This is a genomic window from uncultured Oceanicoccus sp. (assembly GCF_963968385.1).
GTDB lineage: Bacteria > Pseudomonadota > Gammaproteobacteria > Pseudomonadales > Dasaniaceae > Oceanicoccus.
The window spans coordinates 1-19856 of sequence record NZ_CAXAHB010000009.1 but is presented as its reverse complement, the minus strand read 5'-3'; the positions used below and the strand labels follow the sequence as shown (position 1 = coordinate 19856).

17 protein-coding genes are annotated in these 19856 nt (G+C 56.1%); 14 read left to right on the top strand and 3 right to left on the bottom strand.

Annotation, left to right across the window (positions count from 1 at the left end; all coding sequences use genetic code 11):
• Positions 1 to 49: 49 nt before the first annotated feature.
• From AACP44_RS02000 to AACP44_RS01990, 3 genes are all read right to left on the bottom strand, one after another.
• The gene (locus AACP44_RS02000; protein WP_339338500.1) at positions 50 to 406 is read right to left on the bottom strand and encodes a hypothetical protein; all 357 of its coding nucleotides are present in this window, start codon (positions 404 to 406) and stop codon (positions 50 to 52) included.
• 73 nt (positions 407 to 479) lie between these two features.
• Positions 480 to 725, bottom strand: coding sequence for a hypothetical protein (locus AACP44_RS01995; RefSeq protein WP_339338498.1), 246 nt, complete (start codon positions 723 to 725; stop codon positions 480 to 482).
• Between the two features lies 1 nt (position 726).
• Positions 727 to 930 (bottom strand): hypothetical protein, encoded by a 204-nt coding sequence (locus AACP44_RS01990; protein WP_339338496.1) that lies wholly within the window; start codon positions 928 to 930, stop codon positions 727 to 729.
• Between the two features lie 436 nt (positions 931 to 1366).
• Here AACP44_RS01990 and AACP44_RS01985 point away from each other — a divergent pair, with 436 nt between their 5' ends.
• The 14 genes from AACP44_RS01985 to AACP44_RS01920 form a co-directional block, all read left to right on the top strand.
• Complete coding sequence (locus AACP44_RS01985; protein ID WP_339338494.1) at positions 1367 to 1600, top strand: hypothetical protein; 234 nt, start codon at positions 1367 to 1369, stop codon at positions 1598 to 1600.
• On the top strand, positions 1600 to 3327 hold the full coding sequence (terL, locus tag AACP44_RS01980) for a phage terminase large subunit (RefSeq protein WP_339338492.1): 1728 nt from the start codon (positions 1600 to 1602) through the stop codon (positions 3325 to 3327). The genes AACP44_RS01985 and terL overlap by 1 nt, the downstream gene beginning before the upstream one ends.
• On the top strand, positions 3293 to 3523 hold the full coding sequence (locus AACP44_RS01975) for a hypothetical protein (protein WP_339338490.1): 231 nt from the start codon (positions 3293 to 3295) through the stop codon (positions 3521 to 3523). Before terL ends, AACP44_RS01975 begins: the two co-directional genes overlap by 35 nt.
• Positions 3520 to 3702 carry a hypothetical protein gene (locus AACP44_RS01970; RefSeq protein ID WP_339338488.1) on the top strand — a complete coding sequence of 61 codons (183 nt, stop codon included), beginning with the start codon at positions 3520 to 3522 and terminating at the stop codon, positions 3700 to 3702. Before AACP44_RS01975 ends, AACP44_RS01970 begins: the two co-directional genes overlap by 4 nt.
• Positions 3703 to 3704: 2 nt before the next feature.
• Positions 3705 to 4130 (top strand): hypothetical protein, encoded by a 426-nt coding sequence (locus AACP44_RS01965; RefSeq protein ID WP_339338486.1) that lies wholly within the window; start codon positions 3705 to 3707, stop codon positions 4128 to 4130.
• Between the two features lie 3 nt (positions 4131 to 4133).
• On the top strand, positions 4134 to 5894 hold the full coding sequence (locus AACP44_RS01960; RefSeq protein ID WP_339338484.1) for a portal protein: 1761 nt from the start codon (positions 4134 to 4136) through the stop codon (positions 5892 to 5894).
• A 110-nt stretch (positions 5895 to 6004) separates the two neighbouring features.
• The gene (locus tag AACP44_RS01955) at positions 6005 to 6808 is read left to right on the top strand and encodes a hypothetical protein (RefSeq protein ID WP_339338482.1); all 804 of its coding nucleotides are present in this window, start codon (positions 6005 to 6007) and stop codon (positions 6806 to 6808) included.
• A 143-nt stretch (positions 6809 to 6951) separates the two neighbouring features.
• Positions 6952 to 7917, top strand: a complete 966-nt coding sequence (locus tag AACP44_RS01950; protein WP_339338480.1) for a phage capsid protein — start codon at positions 6952 to 6954, stop codon at positions 7915 to 7917.
• A gap of 256 nt (positions 7918 to 8173) precedes the next feature.
• The gene (locus AACP44_RS01945) at positions 8174 to 8782 is read left to right on the top strand and encodes a hypothetical protein (RefSeq protein ID WP_339338478.1); all 609 of its coding nucleotides are present in this window, start codon (positions 8174 to 8176) and stop codon (positions 8780 to 8782) included.
• Positions 8783 to 8784: 2 nt separating this feature from the next.
• Positions 8785 to 11205: a hypothetical protein gene (locus AACP44_RS01940; RefSeq protein ID WP_339338476.1), complete on the top strand. Its 2421-nt coding sequence runs from the start codon at positions 8785 to 8787 to the stop codon at positions 11203 to 11205.
• Positions 11206 to 11261: 56 nt separating this feature from the next.
• The gene (locus AACP44_RS01935; protein WP_339338474.1) at positions 11262 to 11669 is read left to right on the top strand and encodes a hypothetical protein; all 408 of its coding nucleotides are present in this window, start codon (positions 11262 to 11264) and stop codon (positions 11667 to 11669) included.
• A 3-nt stretch (positions 11670 to 11672) separates the two neighbouring features.
• On the top strand, positions 11673 to 12380 hold the full coding sequence (locus AACP44_RS01930) for a hypothetical protein (protein ID WP_339338472.1): 708 nt from the start codon (positions 11673 to 11675) through the stop codon (positions 12378 to 12380).
• Positions 12381 to 12382: 2 nt separating this feature from the next.
• Entirely contained in the window at positions 12383 to 15178 is a 2796-nt protein-coding gene (locus AACP44_RS01925; protein WP_339338470.1) for a hypothetical protein, read from the top strand.
• Between the two features lie 3 nt (positions 15179 to 15181).
• Positions 15182 to 19856 (top strand): hypothetical protein (locus AACP44_RS01920; RefSeq protein WP_339338468.1); only part of this gene is annotated, 4675 nt, incomplete at its 3' end.

Genomic DNA, 19856 nt, shown 5'->3' with positions numbered 1-19856 from the left:
GCAGCCCACACAAGAGCATGGGCTGCTGTGATTGCAAGGGCTGAACCCATCAGCAGCAAGCCAGAGCGGCGGTGTTGTAGACCTGAGCAATGGGGAAGCTGTGGCCCTCTAGGTCGCTGTTCCTGTAGAAGTACAGCTGGCAACCGCGTGGGTCGCCCTGGTGGTAGATGTGGCCGCCGCACTGCTCAGCAATCTCACGGGCTGCAGCCAGCCAGCGAGACTCACGGTCCGGGATGACGTAGCCGCGGCGTGTGGGTGTGCCGGTGTAGTCCGGCAGGTAACGCCTGGGCGTGTTGTCGTCGTCCCATTGAATGACGCCGTTGCACTCGTCCTCTGCCCATTGCTGGAGCTTGCGCTCCAAGCGGCAGAGCTTGGCGAAGGCTTCGGCTGGTATGCGATTTTGCACAGATGACTCCGTGGTGGCGGGTTGAGTGGTGCTGTGAGGGCACCAGAGAGCCCCGTAGGGCTCTGGGTTGCCGTCAGTAGTGGCAGCGGGCCATGGTCGAGCAGGGATTGGTTAGCCAGTCCGGCTCGTCCTCTGCGTCCAGCTGCTTGGCGTCTGACACCTCGTCTTCCAACTGCTGGGCCAGGCCCTGGAGCTGGTCGACGTCGATGATCCTGTCGAGGATGAGCAACAGGTCCGACGCCATGCCCTCTGGGTCGTCGTTGCCCATGTAGTAACGAGCGAACGATGCAAGGGCTGATTCGAGCTGGGGTCTGTCCATATCAGTACCCCAGGAAGGACAACAGGCCGCGGCCGTCGCGGTTGATCACGGCCAGCATCTCCGATGGGTTGCTGGTGTACTCGTCGATGTTGCGTAGAACTTCGTCGTAGTCGTTGCCGTGCTCCTGGAACAGCTGGCGGGTGGCATCGAGTGACGCCTCCCCGTTGCGACCGCAGGTCTCGAGGAAGGACTCCTCATAGGTCATGGGATTGACTCCGTGGCGGGTGGTGGTCCCTGCATCTGGTTTGAGCCTGGGCGGCTAAACGAACAGAAGCAGAGGCATGGGCTGGTTGCCCACCCCGTCATCCTACCACCGGTCGGACTTGATGTCCCCCTGGCCCCTTGCAAATACTGCGGATTGAGACCCCGGAGGGGGGTGAAGCGGCCGGCTGCCCTATGCGTAAACCCCTCACATTTTTCCGGCAGAAATCAGCCCAAGTGGTCCATAGAAGGGCTCTTATAGGGATCTAGTAGGGGGGCGGCTGTTCTTCATATGGGGACAGTGAGTGATAGCAAGGGGTTTCAGGGTGTGTATATTCGGGGTGTGCAGATCATGCAGAGCTGCGCAGGCCTCTTACTCCCGTGGCGGGTTGAGGGGCCACAAAATTCTTCGATATGCTGCAGATACAGCGAATAAGCAAATGGCTGGAGATCTGCAGGAGTTACTAAGTGATCTGCATGCGAATCTTGCGCAGCACTTAAAAGACAAGCTGGACGAGGGAACGATCAATACAAGTGAATTAAATGTGCTGCGGCAGTTTTTAAAAGACAACCAAGTGAGTGCCCAGCCGGCAGAAGGAACACCGTTTGGTGATTTGGCGAAGGCACTACCTGACATTGAGAACGTGGTGTCCTTCAAGAGGAAGGCCGGTTAATGAAGAAGACGGCATGGCAGCCGCTACCCGAGCCGTTTAACGAGGACTTCCGGTATTTCTTGGTGGTGGTGTGGCGGCATCTGCAGCTGCCTGATCCGACACCAGTGCAGCTGGACATTGCGGAGTACATGCAGGACGGGCCCAGCCGGCGAATCGTTGAGGCGTTTCGGGGTGTGGGTAAGAGCTGGATGGCTGCGGCCTACACGTTGTGGTTGTTGAGGAATGATCCGCAGAAAAAGATCATGGTGGTGTCAGCCAGCAAGGTGCGAGCTGATGACTTTGCGCAGTTCTGCCTGCGGTTGATTCGGGAGATGCCGTTGCTGCAGTGCCTGGACCCAGACCGGGATGACCAGCGCAGTGCAAGCAATCGTTTTGACGTGCGTCCCGCCATACCGGATCAAAGCCCGTCAGTGAAGTCCGTAGGGGTCTTTGGCCAGCTGACCGGGTCGCGTGCGGATCTAATTCTTGCCGATGACACCGAGGTTCCGAACACCAGCTGGACCGTGAGCATGCGGGAGAAGCTGATCGCCTGCGTCGGTGAGTTCAACGCCATCTTGAAGCCGGGCGGCGAAATCATGATGCTGGGCACGCCCCAGACAGAAGAGAGCATTTACAACAAGCTGCGCATGCGCGGCTATGACTGCCGGATCTGGCCGGCTCGGTATCCAAAAAACCCGGCCAAATACGGCGACTGTCTCGCGCCGATGATTCTGGAGGCCTGCAAGGACAGCGCAAACCAGCCAACAGACCCCGGCAGGTTTTCTGACCTGGACCTTTTAGAGCGCGAAGCGTCTTACGGACGCTCCCAGTTCACCCTGCAGTTTCAATTGGACACGTCTCTGTCCGACCTGATGCGGTTTCCGCTGCGGGTACAGGACTTGGTCGTGTTGGAGGTGGATGATCATGCACCGGAAAAGGTGGTGTGGTCATCAGGCGCTGAGTACCGCATCACCGATCTGCCGTCAGTTGGTTTTAGCGGTGACTACTACCACCGCCCAGCGTTCATCCATGGCGAGTGGCTGGAGCTGGATGGCTGCGTCATGTTTGTTGACCCGTCAGGCAAAGGCAGTGACGAAACGGCTTACGCAATCGTGGGTCAACTCAACGGCAACCTCTATGTGCTGGAGGTGGGTGCGTATGCAGAGGGCTACACCGACGTCGTTCTGGAGGGCCTAGCAAAGGCTGCAAAGCGCCGGAACGTCAACTTGATCCTCCTGGAGGACCAGTTCGGCCAAGGCATGTTGCAGAGCCTCCTGCAACCCTTTCTGCGGGAGCACCATCCCTGCACGATTGAGCCGGTGCGCAGCAACGTGCAGAAGGAGCGGCGCATCATCAACGCCCTGGAGCCGGTCATGAACCAGCACCGGCTGGTGATTAACCGTTCAGTGATTGAGCAGGACAGCCGCGGCCGGGATGACGAATCAGTGGAGACGTCTCTGGCCTACCAACTGTTTCACCAGTTGACCCACATCACCGTAGAGCCTAAATGCTTGCAGCATGATGACCGCCTGGATGCCCTTGCAGGTGCCATCCAGTATTGGAATGAGTCGCTGGCTATTGATGAAGACCGAGCAATCAAGGAGCGCCAGGCCGAACTTTGGGATTTGGAGCTGGAAGCGTATATGGGAAACCTTGAGGGAGCACTTGATGCAAAGGTATTGGGGATACCGTTGGATCAATTGGGGAGATCCGATGCAGAAGAGTGGATCCAACTTGCAGGTCGATAAGCCACGGGCTTACGTCGTGCGGTTGCCGGGTTCATTTCTTGGTGAATGGGGCACGCTGAACGCCAATGCGTTTCAAACTGTGGTCTTTGCAACTTGCCCTGAGAACGCATTTGAAATTGCCAGCATTACTGACACCTGGCAACAGCTACCTTTTCCTGTTGAGACCTGTCAGGTGTTCCCAAAAGACGTGCCATGAGAGATGACAGCCAATGGCCGCCGCTGGATGAATCAATCCTCAAGCGTTTAGAAGAGCAGTACCCAGAGAAATGTCCTGAACCAGACTGGACTGATCGCCAGATCTGGCTTTATGTGGGGCAGCGCAGTGTGGTGCGCATGTTGCGCGCCGTTTATTCTGAGCAAAACAACGAGGACTGATCATGTGCGGTGGTGGCGGCGGCAGATCTAATGACAACAGGGCTGCTGAAGAAGCCGCGCAACAGCGCCATGAAGAGCAGATGCAACTGCAGCGCGATCAAATGGCGCAGCAGCAACAGCAGTTTGAGGCGCAGCAAGAATTAGCGCAGCAGCAATATCAAGATTCTTTGGCGCAGATTGCAGCATCGACAGGTGGTGGTGGCGCACCCCCTGCCAATCCCATTGCACAGGTAGCTCCGCCGCCACCAGCAGTTGCGCAAGCGCGCATGCCTAACGCCACAGCAGATCCTCTTTACAACAGCAGTGCCGCAGCACCACAATCGTTGGCAATTGCGCCGCGTCGCTTACAGGCAGGCTCTGGTCGCCGTCGTTTTAGGAATCCAGTCAACGTGGCTGGTGGTGCTGGTGGTCTCAACATTCCGGCTTGATAAATGCGCCTAAATCTGACGAGCAAGGTTGATCGGCAACCCAGTGACTACGGCATGGGTCGCCATTCCGCAGCTGATCGCTACGAGCAACTGTCCGGCAGCCGCTCGCCATTTCTGCAGCGCGCCCGTGATTGTGCCAAGGTCACGCTGCCAGGTTTAATTCCTGACGACAACTACGGTGAACACGGCAGCTTTAAGACGCCGTATCAAAGCCTGGGTGCACGCGGTATCAACTACCTGGCGTCGCGTTTGTTGATCACACTGTTTCCGCCAAACAGTGCGTTTTTTAAGCTTGAGGTCGACAGCCTTGCGCTTCGGGTAGAAGAAGCCGGGCCTGAAATAAAGACAGAACTCGACACGGCCCTAGTCAAAGTCGAGCATGCTGTCATGCAAGTCATGGAGGTGGCCAATGGTCGGGCCTCAATGCACGAAGCTTTCAAGCATTTGCTCGTCGGCGGCAACGCTCTGCTCTACGTCTCCGACGAAGGAATCCGAGTTATTCACTTGGATCGCTATGTGCTTTGCCGTGATCCTATGGGTCACGTCACTGAGATTGTGGTTAAAGAAGAGGTCTACCCGGAGGCTCTCCCGGCAGGTTTCTACGATGAAGATGAGGGCGATGAGGACGATGAATACAGTGATGAGCCCTCGAAGAAGACGCTAGCGATCTACACCTGCGTCAAGTTCTACAACGGTGAGTGCCATTGGTATCAGGAGTGCAAAGGCAAAGAGATTCCTGGCACCCACGGCAAGTCGTCTGAAGAGAACAGCCCCTGGATTCCATTGCGCTTTGATCGCGTCGACACCGAAGAGTACGGTCGCAGCTACACCGAGCAGTATTACGGCGACTTGCTGGCGCTGGAGTCGCTGTATCAGGCAGTTCTAGAAGGCAGTGCGGCCGCGGCCAAGGTGCTGTTCTTGGTCAACCCCAATGGCACTACGCGGCCACGGACCCTGGCTAGCGCAGCCAACGGCGCCATCGTCCAGGGCAACGCAGCAGACGTCACCGTTATCCAGTCGCAAAAGGGCCAAGACCTGCAGATTGCTAGCGCCACTATTGATCGCATCGAGTCGCGCTTGCAATTTGCGTTCATGCTCAACACTGCGATTCAGCGGCCTGGTGAACGTGTGACCGCAGAAGAAGTGCGTTACATGAGCCAGGAACTTGAGGCTTCTATTGGTGGCCTGTACTCAATCCTGACTCAGGAATTGCAACTGCCATTGGTGCGCAGGCTGATGCACATTTTGCGCAAGCAACGCAAGCTGCCGCCCTTCCCTAACGGCCAATCTGGCGAGCCTTTGGTCAACCCAAAACCAGTTACAGGCCTTGAAGCAATCGGCCGCGGCGATGACCGCAACAAGTTGGTTGATTTCATAACTACGGCGCAACAAGCATTAGGGCCGGAAGTTATGACTAAATTCATCAATGTCGACGAAGCGTTGCGTCGCTTGGCGGCAAGCGGTTCTATCGATACAACCAACCTGGTGAAAACCCAGGAACAGTTACAGCAAGAAGCCGAAGCTGCTGCACAAGCTCAACAGGCAATGCAGCAGCAGCAAATGATGACTGACATGCTCAAGTCATCAGCCGCCGGCCGAATTGCCGACAACTACACACAACCAGGAGCACCCTATGGCCCGCAGTTCACGGAAGAAGGAGGAGTCCCCGGACCAGTCCCCAACAGCCTCCCAGACATCAGCCTCGGAGGAGCAGTCCCAGGACAGCCTAGTGGGCCCACCGGCGACGCCGGAGCCGCCGGCTGAGTACGAAGTTATTCAGATCGGCGAGATCCCTGAACCCAAAAAAGTAGAAGTCGAGAAGCCCGTCGTTACTGTCGACAAAGACGGCACCATCCAAATCAAATAGGAGTTACATGCCTGAACCCGTAACCATCAAGACCGAACCAACGCCTGCAATGGCGCCAGACCAGGAGCAAGCTCCTGAAGGCGATATTCAAATTCAGGGCGAGGAACAGCTTCTTGCTGGCAAGTACAAGAACGTCGATGAGCTGGTCAAGGGCTACAAGGAACTTGAGGGCCAAGTTGGCCAGCAAGCGCCTGAGCCTGAGCAACCAGCAGAAGAAGCCGGTGAAGTTGAAGAGACTGACCCGGCTGATGCCAATGCCATTTATGGCGAAGTTGTTGGCACCCGGCTGACTGAGGCTGGCGTCGACTTTCAGGGCATGAACAGCCGCTGGCAAGAAGCTGGTGCGTTGACTGACGAGGACTACGTCAGCCTTAACGATGCTGGCTTTAGCCGCGACATGGTGGATGCCTACCTGTCAGGCTTGCAGTACCAATCCAACAAGGATGCTCAGCTTGCGTCACAGCAAGTTATGGACATCAAGACTGAGTTTGGTGGCGAGCAGGCCTACACAGAAATGGTTCAGTGGGCTAGCTCTAACTTGTCTGAGGCTGAGATTGGCGCCTTTAACAAGGCCATTTCGTCACCTGATGTCGAGCAAGTTCGCTTTGCTGTGGCCGGTCTAAACAGCCGGTATCAGAACCAAGCTGGCATTGAGCCCAAGCTTGTTGGCGGCAAGACTGCGCGCAGTACCGAAAGCAAGTTTGAGTCCACAGCCCAGTTGGTAGAGGCGATGAACGATCCTCGCTATCAAACAGACCCTGCCTATCGGCGGAAGCTAGAGGAGAAGTTGAGTCGATCAAATGTCTTCTAGGTGCATGCCCTGGTTTACCCAGGGCTTTTTTATTGGGTATATTTCTAATACCTAGACCCCTCACGGAAGCTCTGGCCCTCTGCGGAGGACACCCTTTGTGAAGGTGTTGGCGACGGGTAGCAACCATTCATTAACTACAATCCGTGGCTAATTTCACTGCCTCTCGGCTTGGCCTAGTCAATACTACGGGCACTTCCTACGACGCCTTGTTCCTCAAGGTATTCGCAGGAGAGGTACTTTCTGCCTTCAAGAAAAGCACAATCTTCGAGGATCTTCATGTCACTCGTAGTATTGCTTCGGGCAAAAGTGCACAATTTCCAATCATTGGCCTTAGTTCAACTGCATATCATACGCCTGGCACTCAGCTGACAGGTAACGCCATCAAGCACGCAGAGGCAACTGTGCTGATTGATGACAAGCTGGTGAGCAATGTCTTCATCGCAGATATTGATGAAGCCAAGAATCACTACGATGTGCGGGCTGAATACACCCGTCAAATGGGTAATGCACTGGCATACACATTTGACCAGAATGTGTCAGCAATGGTCGCTAAAGCAGCTCGTACCACTACGAACTTCAACACCGATCTGCCTGGCGGTTCTGCCGTTAACATCACTCCTTCCTCTTCTAACAAAGCAAACATCACAGGCGCACAACTTGCGACTGCGTTGTTCTCTGCTGCGCAGAAGATGGACGAGAACTCAGTTCCTGAGGATGATCGTTACTGCGCTCTTGCGCCTCGCGAATATTACAAATTGGTCCAAGAGACCAACGTGATTAACCGCGATTGGGGCGGCCAAGGCGCTTACGCCGAAGGCACCGTGCTGAAGGTTGCCGGCATCCAGATTGTTAAAACCAATCACCTGCCGACCACCAACCGTTCTGCTGCTTCTGGCGAAAACAACGACTACAGCGCCAACTTCACCAACAACGTTGGCCTGGTGTTTAACCGTCAAGCCGTCGGCACCGTCAAGCTGATGGACCTGAAGATGGAGCAAACAGGGCAAGACGTGCATGCTCTTTACCAGGGCACGTTCATGGTCGGCTCTATGGCTCTCGGCACCGGGATCCTGCGTCCTGACTGTGCAGTTGAGATCACCTTCTCTTGACCGTATCCTGAAGGGGCCTACGGGCCCCTTTTTTATTGGAGATCACCATGCACAAGAAAGGAAGCAAGGGCGGCAAGAAGGGCGGCACTAAGAAGAAGGGGTACTGATGCCTGCCAAGAAACGGGGCCTATACGCCAACATTCATGCCAAGCGGCGCCGCGGTGAAGCCCCCCGCAAGCCCGGCAGCAAAGGTGCGCCAACTGACAAGGCGTTCCGCGACTCTGCAAAAACAGCCAAGAAAAAAAAGAAGTGACCCATGGCACTTGCAAGAACTAGCTTTTTAGAAGCCGTCAACCGCGTCTTGCAAATGCTGGGCGAGGCCCCGGTCAACAGCCTGCAGGGCCAGTTTGGCCTGGCTAAGCAGGCTGAAGACTCCCTTACTGACGTGAGTCGTCGAGTGCAAGCTGAAGGGTGGTCGTTCAACACCGACTACGAAGTCACACTTACACGCAACACAAGCGACGAAATAGCCGTTGGCAGCAACGTAAGCCGTGTTGTGGTCGATCCGTTGACCTACCCGGACTATGACGTCATCCAGCGTGGCAGCAGGCTGTACGACCGTCGCCGCAACCTCTACACGTTTACAGAGGATCTAAAGGCAGACGTCACTTACCTGATGGATTGGGATGACTTGCCTGAGCACGCTCACCACTACATCACGATTAAGGCTGGGCGGCAGCTCCAGGAGGCAATTCTTGGCAGCGAAGACCTGACCAAGATCAACCTGTCGCAGGAGTTAGAGGCCCGGAGTCAGTTCTTGGAAGAGGAGACAACTAAGAGCGAGCACAACATGCTGCGTGGCAACCCGAACCACACCAGCGTTCTCAACACCTACATCCCGAGTCGCGCCCTGCGTCGCCTGTAGTTATGCCTTTGATCAGCAGCACGATCCCTAACCTCATCAATGGGGTAAGCCAGCAGCCTGCTGCGCTGCGGTTGTCGTCGCAGGCTGAGTCAGTCGTGAACTGCATGTCTAGCCCTGTGGAGGGGCTAAAGAAGCGGCCGCCGATGAATCATGTGGCGCGACTGTTTACAGGCAGTGCAGGATCTACCAGGCCGTTTACGCACATTGTCGACCGCGACGGCAACATTCAGTACCTGATCCTGATTCAGGATGGTGCCATCAAGGTGTTCGACCTAGACGGCACGCAACGCACGGTTACAGCGCCTAATGGCACGACGTACTTAGACGTGACAGGCGACCCGTCGTCACAGTTCCGGGTTGCATCGATTGCTGACTTTACGTTCATCATTAACCGCGAGAAGACGGTGGCGATGGACACGTCACAGACGGCGTACAACTGGGGCACCAAATCCATGGTGTTTATCAAGGCAGCTGACTTCAACACCACTTACCGCGTCAACCTCAACGGCACAGAAAAGACGCACACCACTGGCAATACCACTGGCAGCGCGCCTGACACGGTGACAATTGCTAGCGACCTTGCAAGCCAACTCAACAGCATTAGCGGTTTCACGGTCACGGCTGATGACTACATCATTCGGATTAGCAAAGACGACGGTGGCGATTACACGCTGACCAGCGGCGACACAGTTAATGCGACATCGACTTCAGCCATCAAGGACACGGTCAACGACATCACCGACCTGCCAACAATTGCTGAGCACAACTTCACCGTAAGAATTAAAGGCTCGGCTGCGACTGAGTTTGACGATTATTACGTCAAGTTCGAGACGACAACTGGCAGTGGTTTTGGTCCTGGCGTGTGGCGGGAGACTGTGGCTCCTGGCCTGAACTACCTGTTTAATCTCGACACCATGCCGCACACGCTGGTGCGTAACGCCAATGGCACGTTCACGTTTGACCGGTTTGCGTGGACTGGCCGCATGGCTGGAGATCTCAACACTGCACCTGACCCGACGTTTGTCGGCAGCCAAATTAAAAACATCAACCTGTTCCGCAACAGGCTTGTGTTCCTGGCAGACGAAAACGTCATCTTGTCAGCGGCTGATTCGTTCGACAGGTTTTGGCCTGAGTCGGTCCAGACCGTTGTTGACTCAGACCCGATTGACATCAGCAGTGGCGGCACAGAGATCAACTTCTTGACCAGCAGCTTGGCGTTTGCGAACACGCTGCTGTTGTTTAGTCGCCATGGTCAGTTCCGACTAGACACAGGCTCTACAACAGTTGGCGCGCCGCTTACGCCACGCAGCGCCACGGTCACTGCAACAACAACGTTCAACGGGCTAGATGACGTTGACCCTGTTGGCGTCGGCCGGACGATTTATTTCGGCATACCTAAGGGCACGTTTACTGGCTTGCGTGAGTTCTTCTTGCCTGACGCCAGTGGCCCCATGCCGTTGTCTGAAGAAGTGACGTCATCGGTCCCACGGTTTATCCCAGGCAACTTGGTCAACGTCGCAGCTTCTGTGTCGGAAGAGTGCATCGTGATGCTGAGCAAAGACGAGCCGCGTCGGCTCTACCTCTACAAGTTTTTCTTTGAGGACGACACCAAGCTGCAATCGTCTTGGTCCTACTGGGAGGTTGCAGCCAACAAGTCAATTATTGGCGTCAGCATTTTGGACAGCGACATGTACGTCATCGTTCAGTGCTCAGATGGCGTCTACTTAGAGAAGACGTCGTTGCGAGCGGAGAACGTGGACAGCGGCACTAATTTTGAGATTTTGCTTGACCGCAAGGTCACAGAAGCAGAGTGCACGGTGGCGTTGACTAATGCGTCTGGCCTGGACCTGGAGTCAACGATCACGCTGCCCTATCCAATTGCTAACGCCAACAGCACTGTGGTGGTTGGCCGCTTTGCCGCTGGCAATACGCTGAATCACGGCAACGTCATCCTGCCAACCAGCGAAACGCTGACTGGTGGGGCTGGAGGCAACGGCACCTTGGTTGTGCGTGGCGATCTGACTAACGCCAAGTTTTACGTTGGCGAGCGGTATGACATGACTTACGAGTTTTCTACGCCGTATCTAAAAGAAGAGCCGCCAGGTGGCGGCATTGCTGTTGCGGCTGGCCCCGCGCTGCAGTTGCGGACCTGGACGTTGATCTATGACGACACGTCGCACTTTGACCTAAAGATCACGCCACAAAGCCGTGATACGTCGACCTATCCGTTTAACGCTCGCACGGTTGGCAGCGGCCAGTTTCCGCTTGGCACTCCGGGTTTGCGAACAGGATCATTCCGTGCGCCGGTGATGTCTAAGAACACTGAGGCAAAAATTGAGTTGTTCAGTGACAGTCCGCTACCGTGCAGGGTGCAATCAGCTGAATGGGAAGGGTGGTATCACAGCCGGGCCAAGAGGCTGTAACTCGTGCCTATCAGCGACCATCTACGATTTTTGACGTTTCCTGGGTTGCCGACGGCATGCGCCAGGCAGACGTCGAAGAAATCAAGGCGCAGTCAGGGCTTACGCCACGCGAGTCCTTGCTCTATTCTTTTTTTATGAGCAGCCCCTGCATGACAATTGTTAGCCGTCATGGCGACCCAATTGGCATGTGGGGTGTTGTGCCTGAGGGCCAAACTGCTGGTCGCATCTGGATGTTGGGCCGGGATGAAATGCTGACGGACGTCCACGACAAGTGGGAGTTTTTGCGGCAATCACGCATCCACCTGGCCAATTTGCACGCGATGTATCCCGTGCTTTTTAACTTTGTCGATGCGCGCAATGCAGTGCATTTGCGTTGGCTGCGGTGGATGGGATTCACATTCATCAGCCGCAATGACAACTACGGCCCTGAAAAGCGGACCTTCTACGAGTTTGTGAGGATCTGAGGCATGTGCGGGCCAGTAGGAATTGCGCTTGGTGTTGTATCTGCCGGCCTGGGCATCATGCAGGCCAATGCTCAGTATCAGGCTGCGCAAGAGCAAGTTCGCTACAACAACCAAGTTGCGCGCCAGCAATACGAAGTCAACATGATGAACGCCGAGTTTGCTCGGCAATCAGAGGCGCAGAAGGCGGCAGCAAGAGAGCAGCAGATTGAGCAGAACACTGCACTCGCGCGGGCTGCTGAGGCTGAAAAGATTTCGCAGGCAAGGCAGCAATACATAGAAAAACAGCTGCAGACTGCCCAGGACAAGCGCGAGGCAGACCTTGAAGCGAGACGAGCACGCGGCGCTTTATTGGCTTCTGGGCGAACCGGAAACGTTATGCAGACATTGCTTGCTGACGTCGATCGGCAGGCTGGTCGATTTGACTTTTACAGCGACCGCAATCTGGCGTTTGCTGGCACAAGGGCACAGCAACAAGGCCGCGCTGCGACCATAGAAAGGATTAACAGGGTGAGCAGCATCCAGCCGTACATGCAGCAAACAATCCTTGATCCGTTTGAACCGGTCTATCAACGAGCGCCAAGTAGTACGCCGTATGTGCTGCAGGGGGCTGGCGCTGTTATTGGCGGAGCGCAGACAGGCCTAGGGATAGAAGGTTCAATTAAACAGGCCGGCTTCCAGTGGGACGGCAAGCAAGGTAAGTACATCAGTTAGCAATGGCAAAACTTTCTTTTGGCAAATCAGCTGGCAACACCAACCGCCGCACGTCGCAGCGGGTCCAGGGCGGTGCGCTTGGCCAGCAGGGCGGCACAACTCCCTTGCCTACTTTCGGCCTAGAGCTTCCTGATGTAGAACCGTCAGCTGTTGCGACCGACGTCTATGCACGTCCGACTGAACTACAACCGGCAGCACGCACGCAGGCGTCTTACACAAGGCCGCTACCGCCAACATCGATTAGCGACCTGCAACGCCTGGGCGAGGCCCTGGGTGGCTTTAACCGAAACCTGCAAAACCTGGCGACGACGACTGTCGACTTTATTGGCGAGCGTGAAAAGCGACTTAAGGCAGAAGCGGAAGAAGAAGCAGCTGGAACGGTGTTTGGCACTAGAGAGTACAAAAGACTGCGCGGCGGAACAGAAGAACTAGAGAAGGCATCGCAAGACCCAGAGGCAACACCAGAGCAGCGCCAGCAAGCAAAAGAAGCTCTTGAGCGAGTGCAAGCTGAGGCCAGCACTAACCCGCACTACCCCAGCGCACTGCGCAGGCTGCAGGTGCAAAAGCGTGCTGTTGGCATTGCAAACTGGATTGACAGCAATCCAACGGTTACTGACGCTGAAGGCAACGAAAGGACGTTGCGTGAGCTGAAGCCAAGCAGCCCTGAGTTTTCAAACGCAGTTAACGACTACGTTTATGGCGGCGAAGTGTTGACGCCACGCGAGGCGCGCAAGCTGCAGCCAGTCTTGCTGCAAAGCTTGTCTGTTGCGCAGTCAACGCAATCACGCAACCACCGGGCGTACAAGAAGGAACAGCTGACGGCGTTTAGCAACCAGCGAATCAACCTTGCTGTTGAGGCGTACCAAGGTGGCGGCACTTACGAAGATTTAGGGAGAGACCTGCAAGAAGGATTTGAAGACCTTGGCCCTAAAGGCGATCCGACTTTGACGCTGGCAGAAAGCCGCTTAGCTCAAAGCAACTACATTTCTGACGTCGTTACCGCTCTCAACAACTCGCCAAAAAGACCAAAGAGTTTTGACCAGGTTCTCGGCTTGCTTAGCCCGTTGATGACTGGCCCGGTCGCTGATCGGTTTATAGACGGCAAGGTCAACGAAAAGCTGCGGGCCATTAACAACATGGACCCCTCTGAGCTGGCGCGGCTGCAAGGCCAGTGGGAGCGTGAAACATCAAGCCGCGCAGCACGGGCAAGGGAACAGCAAACTCTCAACGAAGACGATTACATCAACACTGAAATTGTTTCGCTAAACGAGCTATACGATTTCGGCGCTGACGGCGTCGCAACTCCGCAATCGATGCAGAGATTTCAAGAAGCCAAGCTTGATCTGCAAGAAAAGATTATGCAAGAAAACATGGCCGATCCTGCGCGGCAGACGCGATTGCTCAAGCTGTTAGATACGCGCACGGCTGAGTACCCGCGGGCATGGCGCAGGGACATGCTGCAGGAATTCGACAAGGGCTACAACGAAGATCTTGACCTGTTGATGGCTGACCCGTCAACGCAAGACGCAGTGCTAAATCGTGTGCAAAAAGCTTATGACGATGGAGTGTTGAACAGTCAGCAATACAACCAGAAGCAAGCAGAAGTGCGCCGGATCATGGAGGGCACGTTTAGGGATTCTAGCAAGGCAATGACAGAAGCAATCAAGAGGGTTGAAGATACTTACCTAAACAACGCAAAATTGTCTGAATCGCCTGGCGGGCTTGCTACGGATGTTGAGACGGAATTGTTTGAATTGGCCAAGCCAGCAATGATGAGAGACGGCAGAAAACTAATGCGCAAGCTGGCTCAAGAAGGAAGACTTGATGAGTTTCCTGCTCAGTATTCTGTCATGCTTGAGCAGAAAAGATTGGAATATGGTTTGTATGGCTCAACAAAAGATCCTGGATTTGTTGAGTATCAATCGCTTAACGATTTGCAAAGAGCCCACAATCAGGGCATGGCTGATGGTGCGCTAGAGCAGCGGGCCCAGAGTCGATTGCCAATTCTTAGTTTGCAAGCGGTTGGCGATGTTATGGATATGGTTTCTAGCGGCAAGCCATTGCCTCCACACATTGCTGATGCAGTGCGTGCGTATGGCGGCTTGCGCCCGTTCATTGAGTCGGAACTAATTAAAAACAACGTCAAGGTCGACGACGCGAGAAAAGCTGCTCGTGAAAGGCCTGCTGAGTTTTACGAAGTGGAGCTAGAAGAAGATGCCCCAGTTGTGCAAGAGGTATCAATGGTTGACCGTCTGGTCGGTGGGTCTATTGCTTTGGTTGGCGCGCTGTTGCCTGGCGCCCCTGCGCAAGCGACAGTCTTGCCTCCTCCGCCAATTGACCGGCCGCTGCCAACCTATGGACCAGGGCCACGTCAACAGGCCATCGTTGCTGCTGCTAAGCAGGTAGGCATCCGGCCTATTGATTTGGCCGCGGCCATGTCATACGAAACGATTGGCAGCTTTGACCCCAGCATTACGAACCAGCTGGGCTACTCAGGCTTGATTCAATTCAGCCCAGACAACCAAGAAACCTATGGCGTAACTGCTGACAGCACCTTTGAGGAGCAAGCGCAGGCAGCAGCGCGATACCTGAAAGATCGCGGCGTGCGCCCTGGTGACGGCATTAACCGCATCTATGCCGCCATTCTGGTTGGCAACGCAGACGGCAAGCTGGAAGACGGCAGCGACGGCATGGACGCCACAGACGTAAACGGCAATAGCGTCAACTCAGCGCTCAAAGATTTGCTTCCTGGCGGTGGTCACTACCAAAATGCAGATCGGTTCCTGCGGGGCGATTAAGCAATGCCATTCGTAAACATCAAGGACGAAAACGGCGTTGACCGTCTGACGTATGAATCGCCCCAGGAGCAGGAGCAACAAAAGCAAGAAGAGCAAGAAGCACGACTGCGCAACCCGCTTACACCTGAGGGGCTCACAAACAACCTGCAGCAACTGGCTGAGACATTTACCGACAACCCAGTTGGCGATTTTCTAGAGCAAGCAGGCGATCGTCTTGGCCAAAACCTGCTGAACGCCGCGGCCACCCAGCAGGCAGAGGCAGGCAGAACTCTTGATCAAATCCGTGAGCTGCCAGGCCTGGGGTTTATTCCGAAAGGCTATGCAGGCAGTGAGCCGTTAGTCCCGCTGCAAGAGCCGACTTACGAGCAGCCAAACACGCCTAGTCCGTTTACTGGCGAGCCGGTCTACAAGCCAAGCGGCAACGGCACTGTCGATTTCTTGGCTGATATGACGGCGTCAGTCGCTCAGTTTCTTGCCATTAGCAAAGGGCTCAAGGCCACAGGCTTTAACCCGCCACCTATCCCTTTGTTCAGCAAGCAGGCGGCTGCGTACAAAGCTTCGTCAAACCCGCTTGTGCAAGCAGGTGGCCGCTTTATCTCAGGCGCGCAAGAGGGCTACGCAGCCAGCCTTTTTAACGACTACTTCTTGGAGGACCGCTACGCCACAGCTGGCGAAGCGTTGCTGACTCCCGCCAAGGGGACTCCTTTAGAAGAGCCGCTGCGAGACCTGCTTGTTGCTGGCCCTGACGACACAGCACGGGTGGCGCAAGCAAAGTCTGCAGTTACTGGTCTTATTGGCGGTGCGCTACTGGGCGGCACTCTTGATGCTGCAACAACACCACTTGCCAATCTTGTTGCTCGATCTCGCGTTAGGCAGATCAACGCTGCTGTTGATTACGCAAAAGCAACTGACGAGCCTGTTACGCCAGAAGCGCCTGCTGATCCAGCGCCAGCACCGGTAGTCGAAGAACCTGTGCGCATTACTGGGCGCAAGCCTGCGGAAGAGGCCGACCTAGTTGCACGGGTCAACACGCTTACGGCAGAGGGCAAGATCAACCGCATGCGTGCGGCAGAAGAAGAGCTGACGCTGGCGCAGGAAGAAGTCGAGAACGTCGACGCTCTCTACAAGGCAGTGCAACAGCAACCGGCAGAGCCGGAAGCGGCACCAGTGCTGCAGCCGCCAACTGTTGACGACGTCACGGCAGGCACTGTTGCCACCATCCCGGTTGAAAACATTGCTGTTGACCCAAAGCGGTTTCAATTCAAAGAGGCTGGCCAGCTGACCCGGACTGGGCAGAGCGGTTCACTGTCAGACACTGACGTCTTTAACGCTGACCTGGCCAACGTCATCAGCGTTTGGCGTGACCCTGTTGACAACAAAACCTATGTCGTCAACGGCCACAACCGGCTAGCCCGTGCTGCAAGAGCAGGCCGCGGCAGCATCAACGTGCGCTTTATAGACGCTGCCAGTGCGTCTGAAGCACGGCTGAAAGGCGCGATGCAGAACATTGCTGAGGGCAATGGCACGCCTATCGACGCAGCCAAAATCATGCGCGAGTCGGCCATGTCGAGCGAAGACATGGTTGCCCAGGGCATGCCTAAGAGCGGCGCCATCTTTGCAAAAGCTGCACCCCTGGCAAAGCTGCCTGACGAGCTGTTTAACCAGGTCGCTCGCGGCGACATGACCATCGACATCGGTGCAGCTATCGGCAGTAGCGGTGCAGAAGAGCAGGTGATGCGCGATTTGGCGTCAGCTGCCAAGCGCAAGAAGTGGTCAGCTGCCAAGACTGCAGAAGCAGCAAGCATTGCTCGCTTTGCGCAAGTCGAGTCAGTCGATGACCCCAACGCCCTGGGGCTGCCTGGCTTTGATCAGCTACTGAGCAGCGATTTCAGCAAGCAGCTGGAGGTGCGTGTCGCAATCCGTGGCCAGCTGCGGGCTGAGATCAACGCCCTAAGTGCAGCAGCCAGCACTAAGAAGGCTGGGTACTTGGAGCAGGCCGGCAACGTCATCGATGTAGAAGCATCAGGCGCAGCCCGTGCCACAGCACAGCAGGGCGAGGCTGTGTTTAACCGGTTGGCCAACATGAGTGGCCCGCTTAGTGACCTGATTACGGAGCTGGCTGCCGAGGTCAAAGGCAACAAGCGCGCGACGACTGTCGTTGGCGAAAACCTGCAGCGTGTCAGAGCTGCGCTCGAGGGCGAGGCATCGCCTGCTCCAGCTCCTGCGCCTACGCCTGCTGCACGGCCTGAAGTTGACGTCGAGAAGCTGCGGAAAAGCCTGCAGCATTTGTCGCAAGAAGAGTTTGACGCTGTCGTTGAGAAGCTGCGCAGTGCTGGCGGCCAGATCACTGGCAACCCTTCGCAAATCAATGAGCCCACAATTGACCAGCCACTGCCTACGCCTGAGCCGGCACCAGCTCCTGCTCCAGCCGCAGTGCCACAGGCGCCGCCAACTGTGCCGTTTAAGTACGGCTCGCCCCGTTATCGCAACACAAAGCTGCGGTGGGAATCTGACATCGATGCGCTGATCTACAGCGTCACTGTCAAGAAAGGCCGCCCATCCAAGAACAGAGAGAAGTTCTTGGCCTATCTGCAGGGCGAGTTAGGCCTGCATGAATCCACTATTGCTGAAGCTGGTGCGCGTATCCGTGCAGGCCTGAGCGAAAAAGTTGGCGACGCTGACGAGTACCTGGTGCCTGACAGTGGCGCATGGCGTGACGGCGGACAGCTGGCTGAGCTGCCGCCAATCAACAACGTTCGCTATTCCTTTGGTCGCTTAGGCGAGGAGTACACCGGCCCGACAGTTCTTGGTGCTCAAGAGCGCGCTGCTCTGCTTGACGAGATTGCCAAGGTTGCTGGCCCAGATGTCAACGTCGAGCTGGTGCCACGCATCCAAGGGCGCATGACCCCTGGCCAAGCCCGCGCGTATGGGCGCCCAGAGGGCTACGAGTTCAGCGCCTCAGGCATGTTTACCAAGGGCGCTGACCCTGCAGAGGACGTCATCTATGTGGCGATGTTTCACAAGTCCAATCCGCTGAAGTTTGTCCGCAAGCTCTACTCGGCGTACCACGAAGCTTTTCACCGGCTGCAGGACCGGTTTATGTCGCGGCAAGAGTTTGAGGTGCTTGGCGCTGCTGAAAACGAAGTGCGCAAGCTGGCAGCTCGTGTTTCGCCTGAGCACAAGGATGCACTACTTAGCGGACAGATTGGCCGCAAGGAGGCAGAGGCCATTGCCTTTGGCGGCTGGTGGCAATACCGCGGTGAGTACGGCACTGCTACCTGGGCGGAGCCGTTTGAAAAGCTGGCGCAGATTGCAGAGGCTGCTGGCAACTGGCTGAAGGGCCGCGGCTACCAGAAGTGGGACGACGTCTTTGAGCGTGCCTACCAAGGCGAAATGGCAGAGCGTGTGCCGCGTCAGTTTGCTGATCGTGAACCGCAACTGGCTGTAGAGCCCCCGGATCCTGACGACGTTGCACGTCGCATCAACGAAAACATGGATGCACTTGCCAGTGGTGACGTCTCTGTAGAGGACTTGCTGCAGGACGACGTGCGTCGTTACGCCAGCCGTAGCGGCAAGACCCGCTACATCGAGCTGAGTGGCGATGAAATGGCCGCTGCGTTCAATGGTGTGCGCAAAACCCTGACTGGCTCTGTTGACCGTGCAGAACTGACAGGCCGCCCATCGTTTGGCGAAGAACAGATCAACGGCAAAGCAATCGAGGTGCTGGCTGAAACTGGCGGCGACCTTGATCGACTATTGGAGCTGGCTGAACGGGCCAGCAAAGGCGACCTTGCCGCTGGCGAAGACCTGGCATCTATTCGTGCCACGCAAATCCTGCTTGACGACGCCAACGAAAAGGCTGCGTTGGCTGCTATCGAGTACAGCGGCGCTGCTGGTGCCGACGCCAGGGCGTCAGCCGCTAGCAAGCTTGTTGCTGCAACCAATGACGCGTTGCGCCTAGGTGCTGCTTACGCACGCATGACACGGGTAGCGGCACAACAGCTGCGTGTTGCGCAGATGAAGGCTGACCCCAACATGCTCAACGCCAAGCTGCTTGAAGGCGTCAACCTGCAGCATCCGACAACTAAAGAAGTTGGCGAAGCTGCTGTGCGCGATGGCTTGCAGCCAGCACAAGGCGCACTGGGTGACGGCGTCTACTTCACTACTGACACCGCTAACTACGAAGGCATGCCCGGCTATGGCGGCGCCCTAGTGGAAGGCGGACTGCAGCGTGACGTCAAGATCCTGGACCTGCCGTCAATGGACAAGAGCCTTGCGGACTTGATCCGTGAACTGGACCTGGGCCGCATGCGCAAAGGAGCCAATGGCCTTGAGTTGACGCCAGAGCAGAAGACAGGCCTGCAGGACTATGTGACAGGCCTTGGCTATCAGGGTCTGCGGCATGAAACAGAAATAATTGGCCGCAGTGGTGGGCCAACTGACGAGGTCGTCGTTTATGACGTCAATGCTGCCAACCGCATTGTTGGCTCTAAAGCAGAGGTTGCACCGCCGGCCGCAAGCAAGGCAACTGCAGCTGACGAATTTACTGAGGAAGTCAGTGCAGCCGGCAACCTGCTTGATCGCGTGCTGCCTGCCGAGGTAGTGGCGTCAATCAAGACAGGCAAGCCGACAGGCGATGCCAAGGAGTACGTCGACCTGCTTGCTGACGTTGCAATCC